Here is a 23,181-nt window from a genome sequence, read left to right as displayed (position 1 = left end):
GATCGTTTCAGCTGAGACCTCGACGACATCGATTGCCGGGTCGGTCGTCTCGGCGACAACCTCCACGACCACCGTCGCGGAATCGGCATCAGCGGGCTCAGCCACGACATCGCCGACCACCGTCGCGGGATCGGCATCAGCGGGCTCAGCCACGACATCGCCGACCACCGTCGCGGGATCGGCGTCGACGGGCTCAGCCGTGGCATCGCCGGTCACCGTTGCCTGATCGTCGGCGGCCTTGTCGATCGCGTCCTCGACAGCGGGGCGGACGATCTCGACGAAATCGACCGCGTGGTCGTCGAAGGCCTCGTACAGGGGGGAACCGTTGCCGCTGGGGGCGGCCACGTCGGAGTGCGCGCCGCAGCCGTAGGCCACGTTCACAACGTGCCCGTCGGCGCCCATCGCATTGCCGCAGACGCCGAAGGACTCGCGCAGCGCGCCGGCCAGCGGCAGGTAGAAGCCGCACAAGCCGCAGGTCGACGGGGCGGCCTTGGCCATTTCGGTGTCGGGGCCGAACTCGGTGAACCAGCGCTCGGCGGCATCGGCGCGGCCTTCGACGCTGAGTACCTGCACGCGGCCGAGGCCGACCTCGCGGGCCACCTCGTCGATCACCGGATCGCCCGTGGCCACGTAGCCGGGGACCAGGCGCGGGTCGTCGGCGGGCGTGGCGAGCAGGTCGCCGGGGCCGAGGTCGCCGGGGCGGACCCGCTGGTCCCACGGGATGAAATCGGGGGCGATCAGGGCACCGATGGCAGGCAGCAACGCCGACTCGCTGACCGTCGCGTGGTCGGCGCCAGGGGGCGCGGCGACGACGACGGCCCACTGCCAGCCGCGGTAGCCGGGCAGGGTCGCCTCGAACCGGTGGGTGGCCGCGGTGTCGTCCTCGGCGCTCACCCCCAGATGGACTCCTACCCCGTCGGGTTCCAACGCGACGAGCGCACGACGTGCGACCTCGGCCGCGTCGGCCAGAACGGGACGCACGCCGGACTCCGAAACAGATACTGCGCTCACGGCATACATTTTGCCGTATGAAGTGCAATCGCAGTTCGTTGGCCGTCGCAGTGCTGGTCAGTGTGCTCGGCGCGGGTGCTTGTAGCGGATCCCCCGAGCCCGGACCGCCGCGCTTGCGAGTCGAGGTGATCGGCTCGTCACCGCACGATCCGCAGGCCTTCACCCAGGGTCTGGAGGTGGTCGACGGCGTCCGCTACGAGAGCACCGGCATGTGGGGCGTGTCGACCGCGCGGGCCACCGACCAGCGCACGGGCACCGAAACAGCTCGGGTCGACCTGCCCGGCCGGGTGTTCGGCGAGGGCATGACCAGGGCGGGCGCGATCGTCTGGCAGCTGACCTGGCAGGACGGCTTCGCCATCGCCCGCGACCCGGTCACCCTCGCCGAAACCGGTCGCGCCGACTACGCGGGCGAGGGCTGGGGTCTGTGCGCGCAGCCAGACCGGCTGGTGATGAGCGACGGCACCGGCACCCTCACCTTCCGCGACCGGGTGACGTTCGCCCAGACCGGTTCGGTGACCCTGTCCGGTTACCGCGATCCGAAGCCGAACGAGTTGGACTGCGCCGAAGACGGCACCGTCTACGCGAACAACTACCCGTCGGACGAAATACTGCACATCGATCCCGAGACCGGCCGGATTCTCGCCGTCATCGAGGCGGGCGGGCTGCTCACACCCGCCGAACGAGCGGGCGCCGACGTGCTCAACGGCATCGCTCACCTGCCCGGCACCGATCGGTTCCTGCTGACCGGAAAGTACTGGCCGCGCATATTCGAAGTGCGGTTCGTCGCGAAATAACACGATGTGGCCGACATTGCCGCGGCGCGAGTGAACACGCACAGCCCGAGTGCGACAGAATTGGACTTGTGACGACGCCCCGCGATCCATCCGGTCCCGACCGTGGTCGCCGGGACGGTACCGCCGCCGATCCGCACCCCGGCTACGGGCAGTACCCGCCGCGCGCACCGCGCAAGGTCTTCCCCCGGCCCGAACGGCCGCTGCCCGCCGAGCCGCCGACGGTCCGGTCGAAAAGCCTGTTCCACCGCAACCGCCCCGCCGACCCCGCCGCGCCGACCACCCCGGTGCCGAACGCAGGACGTGCCGGGCGCACACCGGACTCACGCGATCAGCCCCCGAACGCAGGACGTCCCGGACCCACACCGGACTCACGCGATCAGCCCCCGAACGCAGGACGTCCCGGACCCACGCCAGACCCTCGCGATCAGCATGAGAAGGGCCTGCCGATCCCGTCGCGCGACGAGCACGCACGACCGGTTCCACCTCGCGATGAGTATCCGGCTCCGGGCCGCGATGACCGAGGTCGGCACGCCGACCTCGGCCCCGAAGGCACCCGCCCCTTCCCGCGCGACGAAGGCGCCGACGACCCGGTCAACCAGCGCGTCCCCCGCAAACTCACCGTCACCCGGGTAGCCGCCATGCGCAGCCGCGAACTCACCGAACGCGGCATCGCCACCTTCCAGCGCGCCGCCAAGGCCGACGGCGCCGATCAGTCCGGCCTGACCGCGCTCACCTACGCCACCATGGCGAACTTCGCGCTCGACGCCGCGATCGCCGTGGCCCTGGCCAACACCCTGTTCTTCGCCAGCGCCACCGCCGAATCCAAAACCAAGGTGGCCCTGTACCTGCTGATCACCATCGCCCCGTTCGCGCTGATCGCGCCGCTGATCGGCCCGCTGCTCGACCGCCTGCAACGCGGTCGCAGGCTGGCGCTGGCGACGACCTTCGCCCTGCGCGTGGGTTTCGCGCTGCTGTTGATCTTCAATATCGACACCTGGGGCCTGTATCCGCTGGCCCTGTGCATGATGGTCGGCTCGAAATCCTTCGCGGTTCTCAAGAGCGCGGTGACTCCGCGCGTGCTGCCACCGGATATCGACCTGGTCCGCACCAATTCCCGGCTCACTGTCTTCGGGCTGGTCGGCGGCACCATCGGCGCGGGCTCGCTGGCCGCACTCGCCGCCCTGATCGCCGGTTCCACCGGCGCGTTGATCTTCGCCATCGGCATCGCCATCGCGGGTGCGTATCTCAGCCTGCGCATTCCACGCTGGGTCGAGGTGACCGAGGGCGAGGTCCCCGCGACGCTGACCTATCACGGTCCCGATGCCCATACCGAGGTCATCGAACGCGGCCAGGAATCCTCGGTGCCGCCACGGAAACGGCGTCAGCCACTCGGGCGCGCCGTCGTTACCGGCTTGTGGGGTAACAGTTCGATTCGCGTGCTCACCGGCTTTCTCACCTTCTACATCGCCTTCGTCGCCAAGGGTTCGGGCGGCAGCCCCACCGAACAGGCCGCGATGCTCGGCCTGGTCGGCGCGGCGGCGGGCATCGGCAACTTCGGCGGCAACGCGACCGGCGCCCGGCTGCAACTGGGCAGGCCGTCACCGGTGGTCCTCGGCTGCACCGGCGCGTGCGCGGTGGTCGCGCTGTTCGCGGCGTTCACCGGAAACCTGTTCGGCGCCGCCGTGGCCGCGCTGGTGGCCTCGGCGGCCAGTGCCCTGGCGAAGGTATCTCTCGACGCCGCCATCCAGGACGACCTCCCGCCGGAGTCGATCGCGTCCGGCTTCGGGCGCTCGGAGACCGTGCTGCAACTGAGCTGGGTGGTCGGCGGGGCGGCCGGTGTGCTGATGCCGACCGAGTACTGGAAGGGTTTCGCGTTGATCAGCGTGATCCTGCTGGCCGGACTGTTGCAGACTTTCGTCAGCTACACCGGGCACTCGCTGCTGCCGGGTCTGGGCGGCAATCGCCCCCAGCACGTCGAGCAGGAAGTACCCAACACCCATCCGAGAGGGACAGGAGACCCCACCTGGTGAGCAAGCTCAACGCTCGAACGATCGTCGCGCTGGTCGCGGCCGGACTGTTCGCGGTCGTCGCGGTGACCGCGGTGTGGGTGGGGGTGGCGGTATCGAAGGCGCCAGCGCACAACCCGCAGCTCACCGCGTATGCGAACGGCACGACGATCACCGTCGACCCGTTCATGTACTGCACGGTGCGGATGGAGAACTGCCGGTACGGCGAGACCGCGCCGCTGGAGGTCCCCGACGGTGCGCCCGTGCAGCTGTCGCTGCCCGACGCGGTCTCCGAGTCACCCTGGCTCATCCAGCTGATCTACCAGCGCCCCAACGGCGAACAGCTGGACCGGGTCCTCAGCTTCGCCGATTACCCGGACCGCGCCAGGGCACTCACCATCGAGTCGAAGCCGGAACCGGACCTGCGCCTGATCGGCATCGAAGTGCAGCTGCCGATCCTGGCCCGTGACATCGCCACCGGGCAGGAAAGCTACATCCCGCACGCCGCCTGGTCGATCGTCACTCCCGAGCCCGCGCCTCGCGAGTCCTGAGCCGAGAGAACCGGCCCCGAACGAATGTCGTTCGGGGCCGGTTTCTTTCACATCTCAGTGGTCGAGTTCGCGAGCCACGGCCCGCACCACCTCGGAAATCCGCTGGGACATCTTGCGATCCGGATACTTGCCCCGCCGCAGGTCCGGCTGCACCGTGCTCTCGAGCAGCGTGATCATGTCCTCGACCAGGCCGTGCAGCTCGTCGGGCGTCTTGCGTGGCCCGGCGTCTTTGCGCTCGGGCGCGCGCCCACGGTCACGATCGCGAACGACAGTCGGCGGAGCCTCGAGCACCGTCACGCTGAGCGCCTGCGGGCCACGGCGACCGGCGGCCATGCCGAATTCGACACGCTGTCCGGGCTTGAGTCCCTCGACGCCCTCGGGCAGCGCGGACGAGCGCACATAGACGTCCTCGCCCTCGTCTTGAGACAGGAAGCCGAAGCCCTTCTCGACGTCGTACCACTTCACCCGGCCGGTCGGCACTGCGCTCACCCGTTCATCATTCGGCACCCGAACCCTTGTGGCCCGGGTTACACAATTTTGCTTGTCGCGAAAAGAACGCGCCCCCCAACAAGGCGGGACGCGATGTGATGCGAGTCTACCCCGGTGGCTATATCGCGAGCACACCAGTTTTACGGTTCACCCGTGACGAACTCACCAGATCCGGCCTCGCCCGGTCCGCGACGCTCCGGCGATCGCCTGCTGCACGTGGCTCTCGTCCTGTTCGGAATCGGAATTCTGGCGGTGATCGCGATCTTCGTGACGCCGATCGTGTCCGACAGCGATCCAGGGCTGTGGCTCTACGGCCTGGCGATGCTCGTGCCCGTCGGCTTCCTGCTGGCGCTGATATTCGCGCTGTGGTCGGGCCGACGCGCACGTTGAGGCGTCAACCGATTACCTCGCCATCGGTAATCCAACCAAACATGTGATCTTCATCACATAACGGCACGGTCACGAAGTGAGCGCACAGCCGTCGCGCACATTCGCCACCCCAACTACCTGCGCGGACACATCGGGGATCACCCTGAGACGACCCCGAGACCCACCGGGACCCGCCGGTTACCAAATAGTGACATTCGCCGCTGACCGTCGTACCGTTTCTCTCAGCCGGGGTAACCCCCGGAACCACCGGCCCGCCGCACCGAACCTCACCCCGCGGGTACCGGACCCCGATTGGAAACAAGGGGTGAGGGCGGACCGGGAGACCTCTCAGTCCGGGCCACATGCAGGTGCGAACGAGAGGAAGAAACCCGATATGAGTGGACGCCACCGCAAGCCGACTTCCACCGGGCGCACAGCTGCCAAGGTCGCCGTCACCGGCGCGATCTTCGGCACCGCAGCTGCAGCCCTCGCAGGAAACGCCAGCGCGGCCCCTGACTCCGACTGGGATCGCCTCGCACAGTGTGAAGCCGGCGGCAACTGGGGCATCAACACCGGCAATGGTTACCAGGGTGGGCTGCAGTTCTCGCCCTCCACCTGGAACGCACACGGCGGTGGCGAGTACGCCGCCTCCGCCAACAACGCCACCCGCGAACAGCAGATCGTGGTGGCCGAAAAGGTTCTCGCTTCTCAGGGTTGGGGCGCTTGGCCCTCCTGCTCCTCGCAGCTCGGCTTGAGCAGCGGACCGTCCGAGCGTGTCGCTCCCTCGGCGCCGAGCTGGGCCCCGCAGGTCACTGTGCCGCAGGTACAGGATCCGAGCCAGGAAGTGTTCTCGGCCGTCGACCGCGCACTCACCGTCGTGCAGCAGCAGGGCATCGCCGTGCCGCAGCAGGCTCTCGACTTCGTCAACTCCGCCAAGGGTTCTCAGCTGGACCCGGCCGTGATCGACTTCTTCCAGGCGAACAAGGGTCTGCTGCCCTCCTGATCGCCGGTAGACACAACAAGAGCCCGCATCCTCGAGGATGCGGGCTCTTGTCTTTCTCGTCCGAATTACACCCGGTTGATGGTGGTCTGGGGATGCACGTACGGCAGCGTTGCGGCCGGGACGGGAAACTCGGTGTCCTCACCGAAAGGCGAGAGGTTACCGGCGCGGGTCGACGACAATTCGGTCACGGCGTGCTCGCCGTCGGCCACCTCGGGCCAGCCGTTGTCGACGTAGGGTTTATTCGATTTGTTCACCACGGCCTCATTCTGGCATATGGATGATGTCGCACCCTTCGCTCAGTCCAGATCGAGGCGGCCTAGAACTGTAGGCTCGATCAGTGATCGCGACAGACTCTCTCGCCGATTGGCTCGGTGCGCGCACTGATGCCCAGCTGGTGAAATTGCTGCAGTTGCGGCCGGACCTGGCGGTGCCGCTGCCCGCGTCGATGTCGGTGCTCGCGGTGCGCGCCCAGCAGCGGGCGTCGGTGTTGCGGGCCGCCGACGACCTCGACACGCTCGAGTTCGCGATCATCGAGGCGCTCACGGCCAATGAGGACGCCCGCACGATCGGCGCCGAGCTCACGCGGCTCACCCGCACCACCCTGCACGCGCAGCTCAAAGATCGCGTGACCAAGACCGCGTTCACCGCCGCGCTGACCCGTCTGCTCGACCGCGCGCTCGTCTGGCAGGTCGGCGACGACCTCGACCTGACACCCAGTGCCGCCGAAGCCCTCCCCTGGCCGCTGGGCGCGACGACAGCGCTCCCGGACGCCCTCACCGAACCCGAGGTCGTCGCCGCGCTGGCCACGGCGAGTCCACCCGACCGCGCGCTGCTGGACAAACTCGCGACCACCGGCCCGCGCGGTCGCACCAGGGACGCCGCGCCCGGCACCGACCCCGAGCGTCCGGTGCCGCGTCTGCTCGCCGCCCGGCTGCTGCACTGGATCGACGACGAGACCGTGGAGTTGCCCGTCACCGTCGGCCAGGTCCTGCGCGGCGAACCCGTCACCGACCCGCACGCGCTCGCCCCGCCCAAACCCGCACTCGTCAAGAACACCGCCACCGAGGTGAATGCCGTCGGCGCGGGCGAAGTGGGCGAGCTGCTGCGCGATGCGGGCGACCTGATCGACGCACTCGGCAAGCTGCCCGCCCCCGCCCTGCGCGCAGGCGGACTCGGCGTGCGCGAATCGCGCAGACTGGCCAAACAGACCGGCATCGACGAGCTACGTACCGGCTTGCTGCTCGAGTTGCTGGCCGCCGCGAAACTCGTCGAAAAGGGCCTGCCCGAGCCGACCCCCGACCTCGACGCCACCGACGACTTCTGGGCACCGACGCCCGCCGCGGATTCCTGGCTCGACGCCCCGCCCGCCACCCGCTGGGTAACGCTCGCGCAAGCGTGGCTCGAGCTGGATCGGATGCCGTGGATGATCGGCATGCGCGACGCCGCCGACAAGCCGATCGCGGCCCTGTCGGCGGAGCTGCGCGTCCCGCACGCGGTGCGCGACCGCGCGGCGATCCTCGGCTTGCTCGCCGAGTACCCGACCGGTACCGCCATGACTCCCGCCGACATCGGCAAGCTGCTGGCTTGGCGAATGCCACGCCGCCGCAGACACTTCCGCCTCGAAGCCGTCACCGCGACCCTCGCCGAAGCAGCGATCGTCGGCCTGCTCGGGCGCGGCGCCCTCGACTCCGCCGCCAGGGCCCTGCTGCACGGTTCGGTCGCCGACGCCGAATCGGAAATGGCCGCGGCACTGCCGAAACCGGTCGACCACGTCCTGGTCCAGGCCGACCTCACCGTGATCGCGCCCGGCCCGCTCGTCCCGGAACTGCGCGGCAAGATCGCCCTGGTCGCCAACGTCGAATCAGCGGGCGCCGCGACGGTGTACCGGGTCAGCGACGCCACGGTCCGCCGCGCCCTCGACGCCGGACTCACCGCCGCCGAACTCCACGCCCTGTTCGCCACCCACTCGCGCACCCCCGTGCCGCAGTCGCTGACCTACCTCATCGACGACGTGGCCCGCCGCCACGGCCAGCTCCGGGTAGGCATGGCCCAGTCCTTCCTCCGCAGCGACGACCCGGCCCTGCTCGCCCAGGTCCTCGCCGCCCCCGTAGCCGAAACCCTGGCCCTGCGCGCTATCGCCCCCACCGTGGCGATAGCCCTGGCCCCGCTGACCGAGATGCTCGACCAACTCCGCACAGCGGGCTTCGCCCCCGCGGGCGAGGATTCCGGCGGCACCATCGTCGACCTGCGCCCCCGCGGCGCGAGGATTTCGGTTCGCCCCCTGGCTCGCAGGCCCTACCGGCCGACCCCGCCCAACGACGACCAGCTCTCCCAGCTGGTCACCGAACTCCGCGCGGGCGAACGCGCCGCGGGCGCCCGCACCGGCCGTTCGGTCCGCACCGACGGCACCCGCACCGGCACCGCGGCCACCCTCGCGCTACTCCAGCTGGCAGCGCGAGTAGGCCGCCCGGTCAACATCGGTTACGTGGACGCCCAGGGCGTAGCGACCCAACGAGTAGTCGAACCGCTCCGAGTAGGCAACGGCCAACTGGACGCGGTAGACCCCGTCAGCGGCGCCACCCGCCACTTCACCCTCCACCGAATCGCGTCGGTGGCCCTGCTCGACTAACCCTGTGGCTTTGCCATACAAAACGTCGTCTTGGGCTCAGGAACCGTCCGGAACTGCGTGGCGTCCGCGCCACACAGCAGCTCATCGGTCTCCCCATCGATCCGCTTGACCACCTTGAACGAAGCCTCCGGCGCGGTGCACGCGACAGACTTCGCAGGCCGCGTCCCCGCATCCGCGTAACAACTACCCTCGGCGAAGTTGGGCGCCAAGCACAGGGTGTTCTTCGCGTCTCCGACAGTGCCGTTGAAGGTGGCGTTGCCCGCAGCGCAGTCCGCCGTGCCGACGTTCACGATCCGGTAGTTGGCCGTCGCCGACGAGCAGTCGCCGACCGTCGCCTTCATCGCATCGGCAGCGTTGTCACTGACCTCCACGCACGACCCCGCCGCGACAGCACCGGCCGACGACGAATCATCGGACGAGCACGAAACCACCGCGCCGACCAGGGCCATCGCGGCCACCGGTCCGAGCACGATCCGCGCCAACAGTCGCTTCTCTGGGAAAATCACTGAAAACCTCACTCACCGAACGGTTCAGGGCCAATACAACCGCCGGTGACGATACCCAAGTGCCCCGCGCCCGCGCTCCCCCGTCGAGCAACCTGTCTACCATCACAAAGATGACCCTCGACGACGTCGCAGGCGAGCTGTACACCCTCGACCCCGGCGACTTCGTGTCAACCCGCGCCGAGCGCGCCGCCCAGGCCCGCGCCGACGGTGACCGCGAGCTGGCCAAGGCCATCACCGCCCTGCGAAAACCCACGGTCGCCGCCTGGACGGTCAACCTGCTGGCCCGCCACGCGCCGAAGGAGATCGCCGCTCTCCTCGATCTCGGCGATGCGCTCCGGTCGGCTCAGCGTCAGCTCTCCGGCGAGAAGCTGCGCGCCCTCGGCACCCAGCGTCAACAGGTTGTGAACGCGATGACCAAGCGGGCCGCCGAGCTGGTCGCCGAACACGACCGTCCGGCGACCGAGCAGGTGCTGCGCGAGGTCGGCCAAACTCTCACCGCTGCGCTGGCCGACCCCGACGTCGCCGACCTGGTCCGCGCCGGAGTCCTGCCGACCGCCGTCACCTACGACGGCTTCGGCCCGGCCGGGCTGGTCGCGATCACCGGCGGAAAGGCCACGCCCAAGCGCACGAGCAAACCCGCCCCGAAGAACACCGAAGCCGAGCGGCGAGCCGAGGCCCACAAGGAACTCGACGATGCCGAATCCGGGCTGGCAGCGGCCGCTGCCGATCGCGATGAAGCCGAAGCCGCTGCCGCCCAGGCGAAATCCGACCTCGATGCGATCGAGACCCGGATCGCCGAGCTACGCGAAGAGCTCGAACACGCTGAACAACAACGCCACTTCGCCCACACCGCCGAACATCGGGCACGTGGTGAATTCACCGCCGCGCGTGGTCAATTCGATCGGATGCAGCGCTGGGTCGAGCGGGCCCGCGCTCGTCTGAGCGAGGACTAGGGGCCCAATGTGCCCGGATAGAGGAACGCGTCACGCGGCGGCCTTGTGCCATCGAGCCATTCGGCCAGGAACTCGCCGAGCGGCATCGAGGTCCGGCTCTGCAGGAACTCCCGGAATTCCGGCATCGAGGCATGACCGTCGCGATGGGCGTTCACGAAATCCCTGATCGCCGCGAAGAACACGTCCTCACCGATCAACTTCCGCAGCGCATGCAGGAACAGCGGCCCGCGGTAGTAGACGGAGGTGAACTCGTCGCCGACACCGGGAGCCGCCAGCGCGATCTTCCAGAACTTGGGCTCGTCGAGGTACTTCGCGATCGTCTCGCGATACTCGGTGTCCACATCGGCATGGTCGATCCGCTCCGGCCACAGATAGTCGGCGGTATAGCTGGCGAAACATTCGTTGAGGCAGATGTCGGACCACTGCCGCACCGACATCGTGTCGCCCCACCATTGATGGGCCAGCTCGTGCACCACGGTGTTCAGATCGGTCCACGGCGCGTACGTCGGCCGGGTCTGGGTCTCCAGCGAGAACGGCAGCTCCGTATCCACATAAATGCCACCGGCAACATCGAACGGGTAAGGGCCATAAAGACTTTCGAGGAAGTCGAGGACCTCGGGCAGCCGCTGCTCGTCTTCGCGATTCTCCTCGGAATCCGGCGCGAACGCGCTCAGCACCGCGGTACCGTTGGCCCGCCGCTGTTCGAGGAAGGTGAAATGATCCACCGCGACCGTGGTCAGGTAGCCGATCGTGGGCTGGCGCGTCTCCCACGTGGTGAACAGCCGACCGTCGCGCACCACATGCTCGGTGCGATCACCGGTCGACATCACTTCCCACTCGGCGGGCACCGTGGCGTGCAGCGTGAAAGTCGCCTTGTCCAGCGGGGTGTCGTTGAGCGGGTACCAGGTGCTCGCACTGTGCGGCTCGCCGATGGCGAACGCACCGCCGCTGGGCGCGTAGGTCCAGCCCGCGCCGTCGGTATCGGCGGCCTCGCCCGCGTAGTCGACGATGATCCGCATCGGCAGTCCGGGCGGCAGGGGTAGCAGCGGCGTCACCACCAGCTCGTGCTCGCCGTCATGGGCGAACCCCGCGGGCTGCCCGTTCACCGTTACCATCAGCACCTCGGGCCCGCTGTAGTCGAGGTTGAACTGCGCCAGCGGCTGGGTCACGCGGCCGTCGATGCGGGCGGTGCCGCGCAGGTGGTGATCACCGGGTTCGTAGTCGATCGACACGTCGTAGTGGGTGACGTCGTAGCCACCGTTCCCGTCGAGCGGATAGTACGGATCGCCCAGCCCAGGCGCCCCGATCAACGTCGAATCCGCCGCTACCGGGCGAACTCCCAGCGCCACCAGCGCGAACACCACGCACAACCCGGCCGCCCATCGCATGTCGAAGACACCTTTCGCCGACCGGATCGCACGGACCCAACCATCGTCGCAGGCGCGCGCCACGGACCCTAATAGGCCGAGGCCGGGGTCCGCCTAATGGGCGCGGACGCGACAGCGTTCATCAGCCGCGCACGGCCGGAGCGAAGGCGGAGGTTACGCCTAATGGGCGCCGACGCGACAGCGTTCATCAGCCGCGCACGGCCGGAGCGAAGGCGGAGGTTACGCCTAGCCCAGGTCGGAGGGCAGCTGTTGCGGGTCGAGCAGCAGGCGCTTGGTCGCCGTGCGTTTCACCCGGGAGGCCAGCGCCAGGTTCTGCGCGAGCAGCCGCCATTCGACCTCGTTGATGGCGTCGCAGGCTCGCGCGATCACCGCGTCATCGCGGGTACCCCAGGCGATCGGCATGGCGGTGACCAGTTGCCAGCGTTCGCCGACCTGGCGAGGGGCACGATCGGTGCGCACCGCGACGGCGGGCACCCGCTCGCCCGGCTGCGGTGTGTGTCCCGGCAGCGCGCGTACTTTGCGGGTGATCAGCGCCCAGCTGCGCTCCGGCGCGGCGGGTTCGGCGATATCGACCAGGGCGAGCAACACGATGCCACCCGGCTCGGCATCGCTGACGACGGCCGGTACGAGGACACCGTCGTGATAGAGCTTCTCGATGCTGGAACGGTGCGGCGTCCACAACGCCACCCACAGCGCGATGCCCGCGATCAGCACGCACACCACCGCGAGCAGAAACCCCCACGCCTGCCCACTCCACACCAGCGCCACCGTGGCCGCGACAGCGAGACCGGCAGCCAGCAGGGCTACCAGGCGCAACCTACGCAACCCGGTGAACGTCTCGTTCACCGCATGAGCGTGTTCACGGTCGACCACGAATTCGAAGCGGCGCACGCCTTCCTTCCTAGCACAAGTTGCGGAGGAATAGCCTCCACTTATCTGCCGAGGGGTTCGCACTCCGCACGCTACCCCCCTTTGACCTGGCGAACAGTGCTACACGCCGTCCCCGATGGGCGGACCGAGCAGGTCGTCGGCGTCAACGATGCGGTAGGCGTAGCCCTGCTCGGCGAGGAAGCGCTGCCGATGCGCGGCGTATTCGGCGTCGAGGGTGTCGCGCGCGACCACCGAATAGAAATGCGCCTGTCCCCCATCCTGTTTCGGCCGCAGCAGTCGACCGAGGCGCTGAGCCTCTTCCTGACGGGAACCGAAGGTGCCCGAAACCTGCACCGCCACCGACGCTTCCGGTAGGTCGATGGAGAAGTTGGCCACCTTGCTCACCACCAGCACCGGGATCTCGCCGGAGCGGAAGGCGTCGAACAGCGCCTCGCGCTCTTTGTTCTTGGTGGCACCGGTGATGACGGGGGCGTTCAGATCGACGCCCAGTTCGTCGAGCTGATCCAGGTAGGCGCCGATCACCAGGGTCGGCGCGCCCGGGTGGCGGGCCAGGATGGACTCGACGACCGGGATCTTGGTGCGGGCGGTGGAACACAGCTTGTAGCGTTCCTCCGGCTCGGCCGTGGCGTAGGCCATCCGCTCGGCGTCGGTGAGCGTGACCCGCACCTCGACACAGTCGGCAGGCGCGATCCAGCCCTGCGCCTCGATGTCCTTCCACGGGGCGTCGTAGCGTTTCGGGCCGATCAGCGAGAACACGTCGCCCTCGCGGCCGTCCTCACGCACCAGCGTGGCGGTGAGACCGAGCCTGCGGCGGGACTGGAGGTCGGCGGTCATCCGGAAGACCGGCGCGGGCAGCAGGTGCACCTCGTCGTAGATCACCAGGCCCCAGTCGCGGCTGTCGAACAGCTCGAGGTGCTTGTACTCACCCTTCGATTTGCGCGTGATGACCTGGTAGGTGGCGATGGTGACCGGGCGGATCTCTTTGCGCTCACCGGAGTACTCGCCGATCTCCTCCTCGGTGAGCGTGGTCCGCGCCAGCAGCTCGCGCCGCCACTGCCTGCCCGCCACGGTATTGGTGACCAGGATCAAGGTGGTGGCCTTCGCCTTGGCCATCGCGGCCGCGCCGACCATTGTCTTGCCCGCGCCACACGGCAGCACGACCACGCCGGAACCGCCCGCCCAGAAGGAGTCGGCGGCCATCTCCTGGTAGTCGCGCAGGTGCCACTTGCCCTCGGTGTAGTCGAGGCCGATGTCGTGCGCCTCGCCGTCGACATAACCGGCCAGATCCTCCGCTGGCCAGCCGATCTTCAACAGCATCTGTTTGATGTGTCCGCGCTCGGACGGGTGCACGATCACGGTGTCGTCATCGACGCGAGCGCCGAGCATCGGTGCGATCTTCTTGTGCCGCAACACTTCCGCGAGCACCGCGCGATCCAGGCTGATCAAGCACAGCCCGTGCGCGGGATGCTTGACCAGCTGCAACCGGCCGTAGCGGCCCATCGTGTCGACGATGTCGACGAGCAGCGGCTGCGGCACGGCGTATCGCGAGAAGCTCACCAGCGCGTCGACGACCTGCTCGGCATCGTGGCCCGCCGCGCGGGCATTCCAGAGCGCCAGCGGCGTGATCCGATAGGTGTGCACATGCTCGGGCGCACGTTCCAGCTCCGCGAACGGGGCAATGGCCTGCCGCGCGTTGCCTGCCAGCTCGTGGTCGACCTCGAGCAGCAAGGTCTTGTCGCTTTGCACGATCAGCGGACCGTCGGTCACTGGACTCCTTTGCGGCCGGGGCCGCGGGTTCGGGGCCTGTAACCCCTCGATTCAGCACACGAGACTCGCGCCTGCGGCGCATGCGCTTCGAGCGCTGAATCGAGGGGGCGGCCCCGAACGGGCTCGTAAGACTCGCCCTGTGCGGGGTTGCGTTCGGCCTGAGTGCTCTGAGTTGGTGTGCCGTGTCCTGGTTGGGCGGCCCGTTCAATTGTACGGACCCGGTCCGACATAGCCCCTGCGGAGAATGCGCGAGGGGTGAGCACGGGTCCAGCGGATGCTGACTGGACCGCGACAATTCCCTCGTGACCGGGGGAAACTCGGTGCATGCTTCAGACGACGGCGGTTCTCGGGGTTGCGGCGGCGGCACTCGGCATGGTGCTGACACCGGGGCCGAACATGATGTATCTGGTCTCGCGCACCGTCGCGCAGGGGCGTCGGGCGGGGATGATCTCGCTGATGGGGGTCGCGGCCGGGTTCGGGGTGTATCTGATGGCAGCCGCGGCGGGGATCACAGCGGTGTTCGCGGTGGTACCCGGTTTGTACCTGGCCGTGAAGCTGGCCGGGGCGGCGTATCTGTTGTGGCTGGCCTGGCAGGCGATCCGGCCGGGTGGGGTTTCGGTGTTCGCGCCCGCCGACCTGCCGCACGACCCGGCGCGACGCCTGTTCACGATGGGGTTGGCCACCAACCTGCTCAATCCGAAGATCGCGATCATGTACATGGCGCTGATCCCCCAGTTCGTCGACCCCGAACGCGGCGCCCTCTGGTTGCAGAGCCTGTCGCTGGGAGCCATCCAGATCACGGTCGCCCTCACGGTCAACGCCATGATCGTCCTCGGCGCCGCCGGCCTGGCCACCTTCCTCGCCGCCCGCCCCCTGTGGCTGCGCACCCAGCGCTACCTCATGGGCACCGCCCTCGGCACCATCGCCGTCCTCCTCGCCACCGACAAGGCCCGCCCCACCCCCGCCTGAAGCTCGTCGCCAGGACCGACCACACCCAACTAGTACGCCTTGTCACCTCGATGCGTCGCCACCCGCGTACACACCCTGGGCCCGGTATTACGTGATGTGTCCTTACCGCCCCCCGCGACACCTCACGTGTCACGCTGCTCCGGACAGCTGAAGTGGAAGGAGCGTGCCGTGAGCGTTGGGGTGCTGGTAGCGACGTTGGCCGCAGGACCTTCGGCGACAGAACTCGATTCAGCGGTGACCGCGGTACACCGCGGCGGTGAGCTACTCGGCGTGATCTCGTTCGCGGCGTCCGGGGCGCTGGTCGCCGTGCGCAAGCGGCTCGATCTGTTCGGCATGGTCGTGCTGGCGTGCGCCACGGCGCTCGGCGGCGGAATCGTGCGTGACCTGTTGATCGGGCGAACTCCCCCGGCCGCGTTCACGGATCTGACCTACCTGTCCGCGTCGATCGTGACCGCGCTGATCCTGTACTTCATCGCGCCATCGCCCCGCCTCACCAAGGGCCCGCTCGAAATCGCGGATGCGATCGGGCTCGGGCTGTTCTGTGTCACCGGAACCGTGATCGCCGACTCGGCGGGGCTCGGTGCGCCCACCGCCGCCCTGCTCGGCATGACGACCGCGATCGGCGGCGGCGTGCTCCGCGATGTGCTCAGTGGCGAGGTGCCGAGCGTGCTGCGTCCCGATCAGGATCTGTACGCGATCCCCGCGCTGTTCGGGGCGGCCGCCACTGCCGCGCTGCTGCACTTGGACGTGTACGAAGCATGGACCGGACTGCTCGCCGCGGCGGGGGCGGTGGGCTTCCGGCTGCTGGCCCGCCATTACCAGTGGCACGCACCGCTGGCCCGCCACGCACGTGACTGACCCGTGTCAGCGCACGGCGATGCCGGTTCGGAGTCGGCGGATTCCTTCGTCTATTGTCTCGTCGCGCTTGCTGAAGGTGAAGCGCACCAGGTGTTTCCAGTCATCAGGGTGATCGGCGAAGACGCTCACCGGCACCGCGGCGACACCGAGTCGCGCGGGGAGTTCACGGCAGAACGCCAAGCCGTCCTCGGCGCCGAGCGGCCGGATATCGGCGCAGACGAAGTAGCCGCCGTCGCTGGCCGAGACCGTGAACCCGGTGTCGCGCAATGCCTGCGAGAGCCGCGTTCGCTTGTCCGCCAGCCCGTCGCGCTGGGCATGCACCCAGTCCAATTCCTCGTTGATCGCATGCGCGACGGCAGGCTGGAACGGCCCGCCACCGACAAAGGTGAGGAACTGTTTGGCCGCGAGAACACCGTCGAGTAGTGGTGCGGGCGCACAGGCCCAACCGATCTTCCACCCGGTGACATTGAAAGTCTTTGCCGCACTGGACACCACGATGGTTCGCTCGCGCATCCCGGGCAGCGTGGAGATGCTGATGTGCTCGGCGCCGTCGTAGACGAGGTGCTCGTACACCTCGTCGGTGAGCACCAGCAGATCGTGTTCGACAGCCAGCTCGGCGATCGCGGTGAGGTCGGCTCGGTCGAGCACGGCGCCGGTGGGGTTGTGCGGCGAATTGACCATCAGCATGCGGGTTTCCGGTGTGATCGCGGCGCGCACGCTGTCCAGGTCGAGCACGAATCGGTCGCCGTCGGGTACCAGGCGGGCGGTCCGTCGCCGCGCGCCGGCGAGGGCGATCGCGGCGGCGTAGGAGTCGTAGTACGGCTCGATCAGCACCACCTCCTGGCCGGGCTCCACGAGACCGAGCACGGCGGCACTGATCGCCTCGGTCGCGCCGACGGTCACCAGAATTTCGGTGGCCGGGTCGTAGGCGGTGCCGTAGCGGCGGGCTCTGTCCTCGGCGATCGCCTGGCGCAGCGCAGGCATTCCGCGGCCGGGCGGGTACTGATTGAGCCCGTGGGCGATGGCCGCGCGCGCGACCTCGAGCATGCCCGCTGGTCCGTCGGTATCGGGAAAGCCTTGGCCCAGATTCACCGCGTCGTGACGGACGGCCAGCTCGGTCATCTCCGCGAAAATGGTCGAGCCGAAGGGGCGCAGGCGGGCGACGGTGGGCGGCACAGGCGGCATCTCCGCAGCGTATCCCACTATTCGCCGACGTTGCCGAACGATAGCGAACACGCATGTTTCACAAACGTTTTCCCGCGTTGACCTGCGCTATTGTGCGTTTCCCCAACCTCAGCTAGCCTCGCCGTGTTCTACCTCACACACCACGTCGTGGTGGTATATCGAAAGGGGCTCACATGGCCTCACCTCTGCTCGACTTCATCCTGCAACCGGCTGCGTCGGAGGTAGCCGGTTCGGCCCTGCGGTTCATCCGGGAACAGTTGTTCGGCGGCCAGATCGTCGACATGTTCACCGGTTCGGCCACGCCGGACAACAACATGGGCTCCTCGACCGGCGACCACAACCTCGGTTCGTCGACCGGCGATCACAACTGGGGATCCACCTACCCCTAAAGCACATCAGCAACTGCTGACCCCCGCACGCCTTACTGTGTTGCGGGGTTCAGCGGGGGCGGGCGCCGGATAGTTTCAGTACGTTGGCGAAATCGTATGCGGCCCAGATCTTTCCGTCGCGCACTGCGAAGCCGAGCACGCGCACCGGGCGTCCGAACGGTGAGTTCGGGTCGGTGATCACCAGGCCCGATTGGCCGTTCACCCTGGCAGCGCCCAAGTCCAGGCCGGCTTCTTCCTGATGCTTGCGCCAGAGGCCGAGCGCCAGACGGGCGATTTTCTCTTGTCCGGCAACAATATTCAGCGCGGTCTTGGTCGTCCCACCCGCATCGGCGGTGAATGTCGCGTCCGGATGCAGCGTCGCGGCTACCGCGGCGACATCGCCGGTGGCCAGCGCGGCCAGAAACCGTCGCACCGCCTGATCGTGCACATCGTCGGCGACCGGTTCCGGTGCCCGCGCCACCGCTCGGCGCGCTCGCACCGCCAATTGCCTTGCGGCATCGGCGGAAACGCCGAGTATCGAGGCGATCTCGTCGAAGGGCACGCCCAGCCCCTCGTGCAGCACCAGCGCGACCCGCTGCTGCGGCGTCAACGCGTCGAGCACCACCATCGCCGCCATCCGGCTGTCCTGATCGCGCACCACCACATCCAGCGGATCCGGCGTGCGCGAGGACGCCGTCGCTGAGACGATCGGCTCCGGAAGCCATTGCCCCACATAGGTTTCGCGGCGCACGGCGGCACTTCGCAAGTGGTCGAGGCAGATTCGGCTGACCACCGTCGTCAGCCAGGCGCGCAGATCGCCGATCTCCGACTGGTGCACCCCCGCCATCCGCAGCCAGCTCTCCTGCACCGCGTCCTCGGCGTCGCCGACACTTCCGGTGAGCCGGTAGGCGACCGAAAGCAAGTGCGTTCGATGCGATTCGAACAGGTCGGCGAGAAACGGGGAAACCATCGAGTCAGATCCTACGGAGTACCCCACCGCACTCCGCCCCACGGGTCGCCCACCGATGATTCCGCGCACGTCATCTCGTCTGTACTACTACTGCCTACGACAAGGACGGCTCCGTGAGTACATCCGAGATCGTGCTGGAAGGAATCGTGTTCGGCGAGTCACCGCGCTGGCACGACGGTCGACTGTGGTTCTCCGACTGGGGCGCGAACCAGGTGATCGTCCTCGACGAGGATCACCGCCCCGAGGTCGTCGCCCAGATCCCGTCGTTTCCGATGTGCATCGACTTTCTCCCGGATGGCCGATTGGTGATCGTCGACTCCGCCGCCAGGCGTCTGCTTCGGCGCGACCCCGACGGGTCGCTCGTGGCCTACGCCGACCTCTCGCCCGTGTCGGACAAGCCGTGGAACGACATCGTCATCGACGAGGGCGGCAATGCCTACGTCAACAACATCGGCTTCGACTTCCCCGGCGGGGAGTTCGTGCCCGGCCTCATCGCGCGCATCACCCCCACCGGTGAGGTGCGGCAGGTCGCCGACGGACTCGCGTTTCCGAACGGCATGGCGATCACCCCCGACGGGACGACGCTGATCGTGGCCGAGTCGTACGCCGATCAGCTCACGGCTTACGACATCGCGGCCGATGGTGGGCTGAGCGCTCGTCGCGTGTGGGCGGCGACCCCGGGCGATCACCCCGACGGGATCTGTCTCGATGCCGAGGGTGAGCTCTGGTACGCGGACGTGGGCAACCAGCACTGTGTCCGGGTCAGGGAAGGCGGCGACGTGTCGGCGCGGGTCCGGCTCGACCGTGGCGCGTTCTCGTGCACGCTCAGCCGCGACGGGGATCCGCGGTTGTATGTCGTCGGGCAGAGCTGGGGCGACGCCGAAGCGACCGGACCGACGGGACAAGTCGTCGCCTTTCCCGCGCCCGCACCGGGTGCGGGCAGGCCGTGAAAATCCGGGCCCCCGGCTGGGCGAGCAATGCGCCGGTCCGGGCGATCCGCACCGCCGAGGACGGCCAGGTCGAGCCGGTCGAGGGGTGGCCCGAGAGTGTTCCCGCGGTCAGCGCCGTCGATGGCGGATGACGCGCGGTTCGACTGGTTCGCCGACACCATGGGGGTGCGGGCGGGCGAACGTGTGCTCGAGCTGGGGCCCGGTTCCGGCGCCTCGCTGACGCGGATCGCGGCCCGGCTCGGCACCGGACGAATCGTCGGGATCGACCGCTCGGCCACCGCGCTCGCACAGGCCGAACGCCGCTGCGCCACCGAGATCGCCGCCGGACGCGTCCGCCTGGTCGAAGGCGAGATCGGAAAGGTGCGGGCCGAGCGGTTACTGGACCAACTCGACCCAGGCGAACGATTCGATCTGATCTTCGCGGTCAACGTCAACCTGTTCTGGACCGGTCCCGCGACCACCGCCTGGTCGACGATGCGCCGATGCCTCGCCCCCACCGGCCGCATCTGGCTCTGCTACGGCTACGGCACCCCCGACAGCCCCACCCCACCCACTGCCCGCCTCGCCGACCGCCTCACCACCGCCGGCTACCACTGCGCCCTCGTCACCACCGACACCCTCCTAGCCGCCCGAGCAACGCCGATCTCCTGACGATCACCAGGCGCACACCAGGAAAGCCACTGCGATGTTGCGTGATCGCCTGGTGATCAACAGTCCAGTCACCGGTTTCTGAAGTCGGCTTCAGTGATGGTCGAAGTCGCGTTCAGCAGCGCGTGACAGTGTTCAGACGCGGACCGGCAGCTGTGCCTGGGTGACCGGGCGCCCGTCGCGGATACGGGTGATCTCCGAGCGTGCGAACTCCACCCGTGGTGTTTCCCCGCCGCGGTCGGCGGCCAGCGCGTCGGCCAGGTCGTAGATCGCGTCGAGGAGGTGCTCGTTGCGGGCGCGCCCGGCCCGGCCGGTGCCGTTCTTGCGGAATACCCGGCGGCCCTTGGCATCCGCGCAGGCTGCCGCCGCCTCGTCCTCGGTGAGGACACCGGTCTCGACCTCGGGTGCCAAGATCCGGGCGAGGAAGTCGCGTTCGCGCGGAACTGTGTTCGCGAAGACGCCCGCGGCGATCGACAGGGCGATGATCATGGTGCCTGCGATGATCACGATGCTGCCTATGGCGCTGTCTCCGGCGAAGTTGCCCATCGAGTCCCAGAACCCGTGCAGCAGCATCGCCACCACGATCAGGCCGAGGCCACGCCCGATCTTGCGGGGTTCGGCGGGGCGGCCGAGCAGATACACCAGTCCGGCACAGAAGATCGCGGTGTAGAGCAGGTGCCCGGTCGCGCCGGTGACCACGCGCAGCACCACGGTGCTCATCGAGGCGTCGACCTGGTTCGCGCCGAACTGTGCGGCGCCGGCGTTCATGCCGTAGGCGATGTCCTCGATGATCTCGAAGCCCAGGCCCAGGAACGCGCCGACGATGAAGCCGTCGAACGCCGTACGGATCAGGCGCGGCGCCAGGGCGATGATCAGCAGCAGTCCGAAGCCCTTGGCGGTTTCCTCGGTGAACGGTGCGCTCAGGCCCGGACCCCAGTCCTGGGCGAAGGCATGACCGAAGACCTTGCCGTAGATGCCGATCAGGGCGGTGTTGGCGTAGGAGGCCATCGACCAGGTCGCGGCGAACCCGCCCCAGCAGAACGCGGCGACCAGCAGTTTCGTGGGCTGGCGGGCGTAGCGGTCGATGTGGGCGACGAACCACCAGAACAGCGCACCGTAGACGGCGAACACCACGGCGGTGACCGCGATCGCGCGCCCGTAGGCGGGATAGCTGCTCGCGATGCGCGAGACGAACAGCATCGCCCCGGAACCGGTGATCAGCAGATACACCCAGAACGCGAGGTTGCGTGGCTGGTAGAAGGTGAAATCGCGGCCCCAGCCGGAGTTCTCGATAGCCAGGAACCTGGCCTGGGTCAGGTCGTTGCTGCTCACCGCGGGGCTCCGATCGGTCCGATACTGGCGATCATCTCGGCGACCTCGCCGAGGATGTCCTGACCCGGCTGCGCCGGGCCGACGGCCACGACTTCGATACCGGTGCCGTCCTGGACAAACGCGGCGAGCACACCATCCACACCTGCGGCCGCGTAGCGAGTAATGACTCCGGTCAGACCAGCCTGGGTGGTGATGGCGACCGGGTCACCGGTCGCGGTCAGCGCCCCGCCGAGAAGTTCGTCGGTGCGCTGGATCTGGTCGAGCAGGGCACGGGCGTCACCCTCGAATTTGCCGGTGCGGACCACGAATTGGGTACCACCACGGGTGAGCGCGGCCTGCGGCGGGTAGCCCTGCCCGCTGGGTTCATCGCTTCGGCGTTCACCGGCGACCAGGGACCAGCCACCTGCGGCGGTGAAGCCCACCTGACCCTGCACCGCGATCACGTCGCCGGCGACGGTCACATCCTTCTCCGGGATCGCGGCGTCGATCTGCGGCAGCAGCATTGCCTGCAGGAAGGCCAGGACGAGCACGACCAGCGCGGGCAGGATGGTCCGCTTGTCCATGCCGAGCCAGCGGCGATCCGCCGGGACCCAGCGGTCACCCGGGTCGAAATACTGTTCCGAGAAGACCCGCTCGGCCTCTCGCTGATGTGTTCCCACGGATGTCTCCCTCGATCTACAGGTCAGGGCGCCGTCGCCGGAGCGGGCTCGATGCTGCGCCGCTTCACCAGCAGCACGATCGCCAGCACCGGATACAGCAGGACCGGCAGCAGAGCACCGAGATAGAAGGTCTGATCGATCAGAATCGACGTGCCGGTCAGCAGGGTGAAGTCGAACAGGCCGTGCAGCACCGAGTTGACGGTGTTGCCGCGCGTCACCCGGCGGGTCAGGTAGAAGAAGTAGCCGGCCAGGCTGACCATGATCGCCTGGCCGATCGCGTTCGCGCCGTGGGTGATGCCGTTGGTCAGGTGCACAGCGCCGAAGACGATGCTCGACCACAGTGCGACCTTGCCCTCGGTCAGCCCGTGATCACGCAGGACCACCACCCCGATCCCGCGGAACATGCCTTCCTCGCCCCAGCCGACGAACTGCGTGGCGATCAGCAGGACCAGCGTGTACAGCAGACCCTTGTCCGACAGCGCGCTGTAGTTGATGCCGAAGACGATCGCGACGAGGAACACGATCGGCACGACCCGCACCCACGGCCGGGTCGGGCGATCGTCGTGCAGGACCGGTCGCATCCAGCCGAGATAGGCGATGACACCGTAGGTGAACGCCAGGGCGACACCGAGCGGGATGATCATGCCGTAGAACACCGCACGCGTGGACAGGAAGTCGTCCTCGCCGGTCAGCTCGGTCATCAGCATCCCACCGAGCTGGATGATCGCCAGATAGACGATCACGATCAGCGCGAACATCGGATACGAGAGACTGCGACCGGTTCGTGTGACCGAACGCGCAGTTTCAGGCGTGCTCATGCGGGTAAAGATAATCGCTCGGAAAGTTGGACGCTTGATATTGGCCGTGTCGCTCAACGCTCAACGC

General features: G+C 68.2%; 24 protein-coding genes and 1 pseudogene. 13 read left to right on the top strand and 12 right to left on the bottom strand.

Going from position 1 to position 23,181, the window contains the following annotated elements:
* Positions 1–177: 177 nt before the first annotated feature.
* Positions 178–1,020 (bottom strand): annotated as a pseudogene (locus ACFXKN_RS19770) (DUF3027 domain-containing protein); the annotation flags it as partial.
* Positions 1,021–1,028: 8 nt separating this feature from the next.
* Between ACFXKN_RS19770 and ACFXKN_RS19765 the strand changes: the two are divergent.
* The 3 genes from ACFXKN_RS19765 to ACFXKN_RS19755 all read left to right on the top strand — a co-directional run bounded on the left by ACFXKN_RS19765 (position 1,029) and on the right by ACFXKN_RS19755 (position 4,362).
* Positions 1,029–1,805 carry a glutaminyl-peptide cyclotransferase gene (locus ACFXKN_RS19765; RefSeq protein WP_378974522.1) on the top strand — a complete coding sequence of 259 codons (777 nt, stop codon included), beginning with the start codon at positions 1,029–1,031 and terminating at the stop codon, positions 1,803–1,805.
* Positions 1,806–1,873: 68 nt separating this feature from the next.
* Positions 1,874–3,835 (top strand): MFS transporter, encoded by a 1,962-nt coding sequence (locus ACFXKN_RS19760; RefSeq protein ID WP_378974517.1) that lies wholly within the window; start codon positions 1,874–1,876, stop codon positions 3,833–3,835.
* Positions 3,832–4,362, top strand: coding sequence for a DUF2771 domain-containing protein (locus tag ACFXKN_RS19755; protein ID WP_378974512.1), 531 nt, complete (start codon positions 3,832–3,834; stop codon positions 4,360–4,362). Before ACFXKN_RS19760 ends, ACFXKN_RS19755 begins: the two co-directional genes overlap by 4 nt.
* Before the next feature lie 54 nt (positions 4,363–4,416).
* Here the strand turns inward: ACFXKN_RS19755 and ACFXKN_RS19750 are convergent, their stop codons facing one another.
* A complete protein-coding gene (locus ACFXKN_RS19750) occupies positions 4,417–4,842 on the bottom strand; it encodes a cold-shock protein (RefSeq protein WP_378974577.1) in 426 nt (141 codons plus the stop codon).
* 162 nt (positions 4,843–5,004) lie between these two features.
* Here ACFXKN_RS19750 and ACFXKN_RS19745 point away from each other — a divergent pair, with 162 nt between their 5' ends.
* Together ACFXKN_RS19745 and ACFXKN_RS19740 are read left to right on the top strand one after the other, a co-directional pair.
* Entirely contained in the window at positions 5,005–5,241 is a 237-nt protein-coding gene (locus ACFXKN_RS19745) for a hypothetical protein (RefSeq protein WP_378974509.1), read from the top strand.
* Positions 5,242–5,614: 373 nt separating this feature from the next.
* Positions 5,615–6,223 carry a transglycosylase family protein gene (locus tag ACFXKN_RS19740; protein WP_378913991.1) on the top strand — a complete coding sequence of 203 codons (609 nt, stop codon included), beginning with the start codon at positions 5,615–5,617 and terminating at the stop codon, positions 6,221–6,223.
* Positions 6,224–6,288: 65 nt separating this feature from the next.
* On the opposite strand, the gene ACFXKN_RS19735 is transcribed toward ACFXKN_RS19740, so the two are convergent.
* A complete protein-coding gene (locus tag ACFXKN_RS19735; RefSeq protein ID WP_378974505.1) occupies positions 6,289–6,480 on the bottom strand; it encodes a hypothetical protein in 192 nt (63 codons plus the stop codon).
* Positions 6,481–6,560: 80 nt separating this feature from the next.
* Between ACFXKN_RS19735 and ACFXKN_RS19730 the strand changes: the two genes are divergently transcribed.
* Positions 6,561–8,852 carry a helicase-associated domain-containing protein gene (locus tag ACFXKN_RS19730; protein ID WP_378974498.1) on the top strand — a complete coding sequence of 764 codons (2,292 nt, stop codon included), beginning with the start codon at positions 6,561–6,563 and terminating at the stop codon, positions 8,850–8,852.
* On the opposite strand, the gene ACFXKN_RS19725 is transcribed toward ACFXKN_RS19730, so the two are convergent.
* Complete coding sequence (locus ACFXKN_RS19725) at positions 8,849–9,358, bottom strand: hypothetical protein (protein ID WP_379433557.1); 510 nt, start codon at positions 9,356–9,358, stop codon at positions 8,849–8,851. The two genes, ACFXKN_RS19730 and ACFXKN_RS19725, sit on opposite strands and share 4 nt — an antisense overlap.
* A gap of 110 nt (positions 9,359–9,468) precedes the next feature.
* On the opposite strand from ACFXKN_RS19725, the gene ACFXKN_RS19720 reads away from it, so the two are divergent.
* A complete protein-coding gene (locus ACFXKN_RS19720) occupies positions 9,469–10,311 on the top strand; it encodes a hypothetical protein (protein ID WP_378967942.1) in 843 nt (280 codons plus the stop codon).
* Here the strand turns inward: ACFXKN_RS19720 and ACFXKN_RS19715 are convergent.
* The 3 genes from ACFXKN_RS19715 to ACFXKN_RS19705 all read right to left on the bottom strand — a co-directional run bounded on the left by ACFXKN_RS19715 (position 10,308) and on the right by ACFXKN_RS19705 (position 14,357).
* Positions 10,308–11,699, bottom strand: a complete 1,392-nt coding sequence (locus tag ACFXKN_RS19715; protein ID WP_378967931.1) for a M1 family metallopeptidase — start codon at positions 11,697–11,699, stop codon at positions 10,308–10,310. The two genes, ACFXKN_RS19720 and ACFXKN_RS19715, sit on opposite strands and share 4 nt — an antisense overlap.
* A gap of 225 nt (positions 11,700–11,924) precedes the next feature.
* Entirely contained in the window at positions 11,925–12,590 is a 666-nt protein-coding gene (locus ACFXKN_RS19710; protein ID WP_378967908.1) for a DUF3239 domain-containing protein, read from the bottom strand.
* Between the two features lie 99 nt (positions 12,591–12,689).
* Positions 12,690–14,357 carry a DNA repair helicase XPB gene (locus tag ACFXKN_RS19705; RefSeq protein ID WP_378967898.1) on the bottom strand — a complete coding sequence of 556 codons (1,668 nt, stop codon included), beginning with the start codon at positions 14,355–14,357 and terminating at the stop codon, positions 12,690–12,692.
* A 324-nt stretch (positions 14,358–14,681) separates the two neighbouring features.
* Between ACFXKN_RS19705 and ACFXKN_RS19700 the strand changes: the two genes are divergently transcribed.
* Entirely contained in the window at positions 14,682–15,326 is a 645-nt protein-coding gene (locus tag ACFXKN_RS19700; protein ID WP_378967872.1) for a LysE family translocator, read from the top strand.
* A 168-nt stretch (positions 15,327–15,494) separates the two neighbouring features.
* Complete coding sequence (locus ACFXKN_RS19695) at positions 15,495–16,184, top strand: trimeric intracellular cation channel family protein (protein WP_378967857.1); 690 nt, start codon at positions 15,495–15,497, stop codon at positions 16,182–16,184.
* Positions 16,185–16,190: 6 nt separating this feature from the next.
* Here ACFXKN_RS19695 and ACFXKN_RS19690 read toward each other — a convergent pair whose 3' ends face one another.
* Positions 16,191–17,369 carry a pyridoxal phosphate-dependent aminotransferase gene (locus tag ACFXKN_RS19690; protein ID WP_378967850.1) on the bottom strand — a complete coding sequence of 393 codons (1,179 nt, stop codon included), beginning with the start codon at positions 17,367–17,369 and terminating at the stop codon, positions 16,191–16,193.
* A 173-nt stretch (positions 17,370–17,542) separates the two neighbouring features.
* Here ACFXKN_RS19690 and ACFXKN_RS19685 point away from each other — a divergent pair, with 173 nt between their 5' ends.
* Positions 17,543–17,758, top strand: a complete 216-nt coding sequence (locus ACFXKN_RS19685; RefSeq protein WP_266297096.1) for a hypothetical protein — start codon at positions 17,543–17,545, stop codon at positions 17,756–17,758.
* A 49-nt stretch (positions 17,759–17,807) separates the two neighbouring features.
* On the opposite strand, the gene sigJ is transcribed toward ACFXKN_RS19685, so the two are convergent.
* Entirely contained in the window at positions 17,808–18,707 is a 900-nt protein-coding gene (sigJ, locus tag ACFXKN_RS19680) for an RNA polymerase sigma factor SigJ (RefSeq protein ID WP_378967842.1), read from the bottom strand.
* Positions 18,708–18,820: 113 nt separating this feature from the next.
* Between sigJ and ACFXKN_RS19675 the strand changes: the two genes are divergently transcribed.
* Genes ACFXKN_RS19675 through ACFXKN_RS19665 form a run of 3 tightly spaced genes read left to right on the top strand, consistent with a single transcriptional unit; the run spans position 18,821 to position 20,308 of the window.
* Positions 18,821–19,657, top strand: coding sequence for an SMP-30/gluconolactonase/LRE family protein (locus ACFXKN_RS19675; protein ID WP_378967827.1), 837 nt, complete (start codon positions 18,821–18,823; stop codon positions 19,655–19,657).
* Positions 19,654–19,788: a hypothetical protein gene (locus ACFXKN_RS19670; RefSeq protein ID WP_378967819.1), complete on the top strand. Its 135-nt coding sequence runs from the start codon at positions 19,654–19,656 to the stop codon at positions 19,786–19,788. Before ACFXKN_RS19675 ends, ACFXKN_RS19670 begins: the two co-directional genes overlap by 4 nt.
* Positions 19,778–20,308, top strand: a complete 531-nt coding sequence (locus ACFXKN_RS19665) for an SAM-dependent methyltransferase (protein ID WP_378967812.1) — start codon at positions 19,778–19,780, stop codon at positions 20,306–20,308. The genes ACFXKN_RS19670 and ACFXKN_RS19665 overlap by 11 nt, the downstream gene beginning before the upstream one ends.
* 132 nt (positions 20,309–20,440) lie before the next feature.
* On the opposite strand, the gene ACFXKN_RS19660 is transcribed toward ACFXKN_RS19665, so the two are convergent.
* Genes ACFXKN_RS19660 through ACFXKN_RS19650 form a run of 3 tightly spaced genes read right to left on the bottom strand, consistent with a single transcriptional unit; the run spans position 20,441 to position 23,114 of the window.
* A complete protein-coding gene (locus ACFXKN_RS19660; RefSeq protein WP_378967802.1) occupies positions 20,441–21,637 on the bottom strand; it encodes a PrsW family intramembrane metalloprotease in 1,197 nt (398 codons plus the stop codon).
* Entirely contained in the window at positions 21,634–22,296 is a 663-nt protein-coding gene (locus ACFXKN_RS19655; protein WP_378967793.1) for a hypothetical protein, read from the bottom strand. The genes ACFXKN_RS19660 and ACFXKN_RS19655 overlap by 4 nt, the downstream gene beginning before the upstream one ends.
* A gap of 23 nt (positions 22,297–22,319) precedes the next feature.
* Positions 22,320–23,114, bottom strand: coding sequence for a CPBP family intramembrane glutamic endopeptidase (locus ACFXKN_RS19650; RefSeq protein WP_378967788.1), 795 nt, complete (start codon positions 23,112–23,114; stop codon positions 22,320–22,322).
* Positions 23,115–23,181: the final 67 nt, after the last annotated feature.

Source organism: Nocardia sp. NPDC059195, from assembly GCF_042754695.1.
Classification (GTDB): Bacteria; Actinomycetota; Actinomycetes; order Mycobacteriales; family Mycobacteriaceae; genus Nocardia.
Note: the sequence above shows the minus strand (reverse complement) of the source record. Positions and strands in the feature narration are given on the sequence as shown.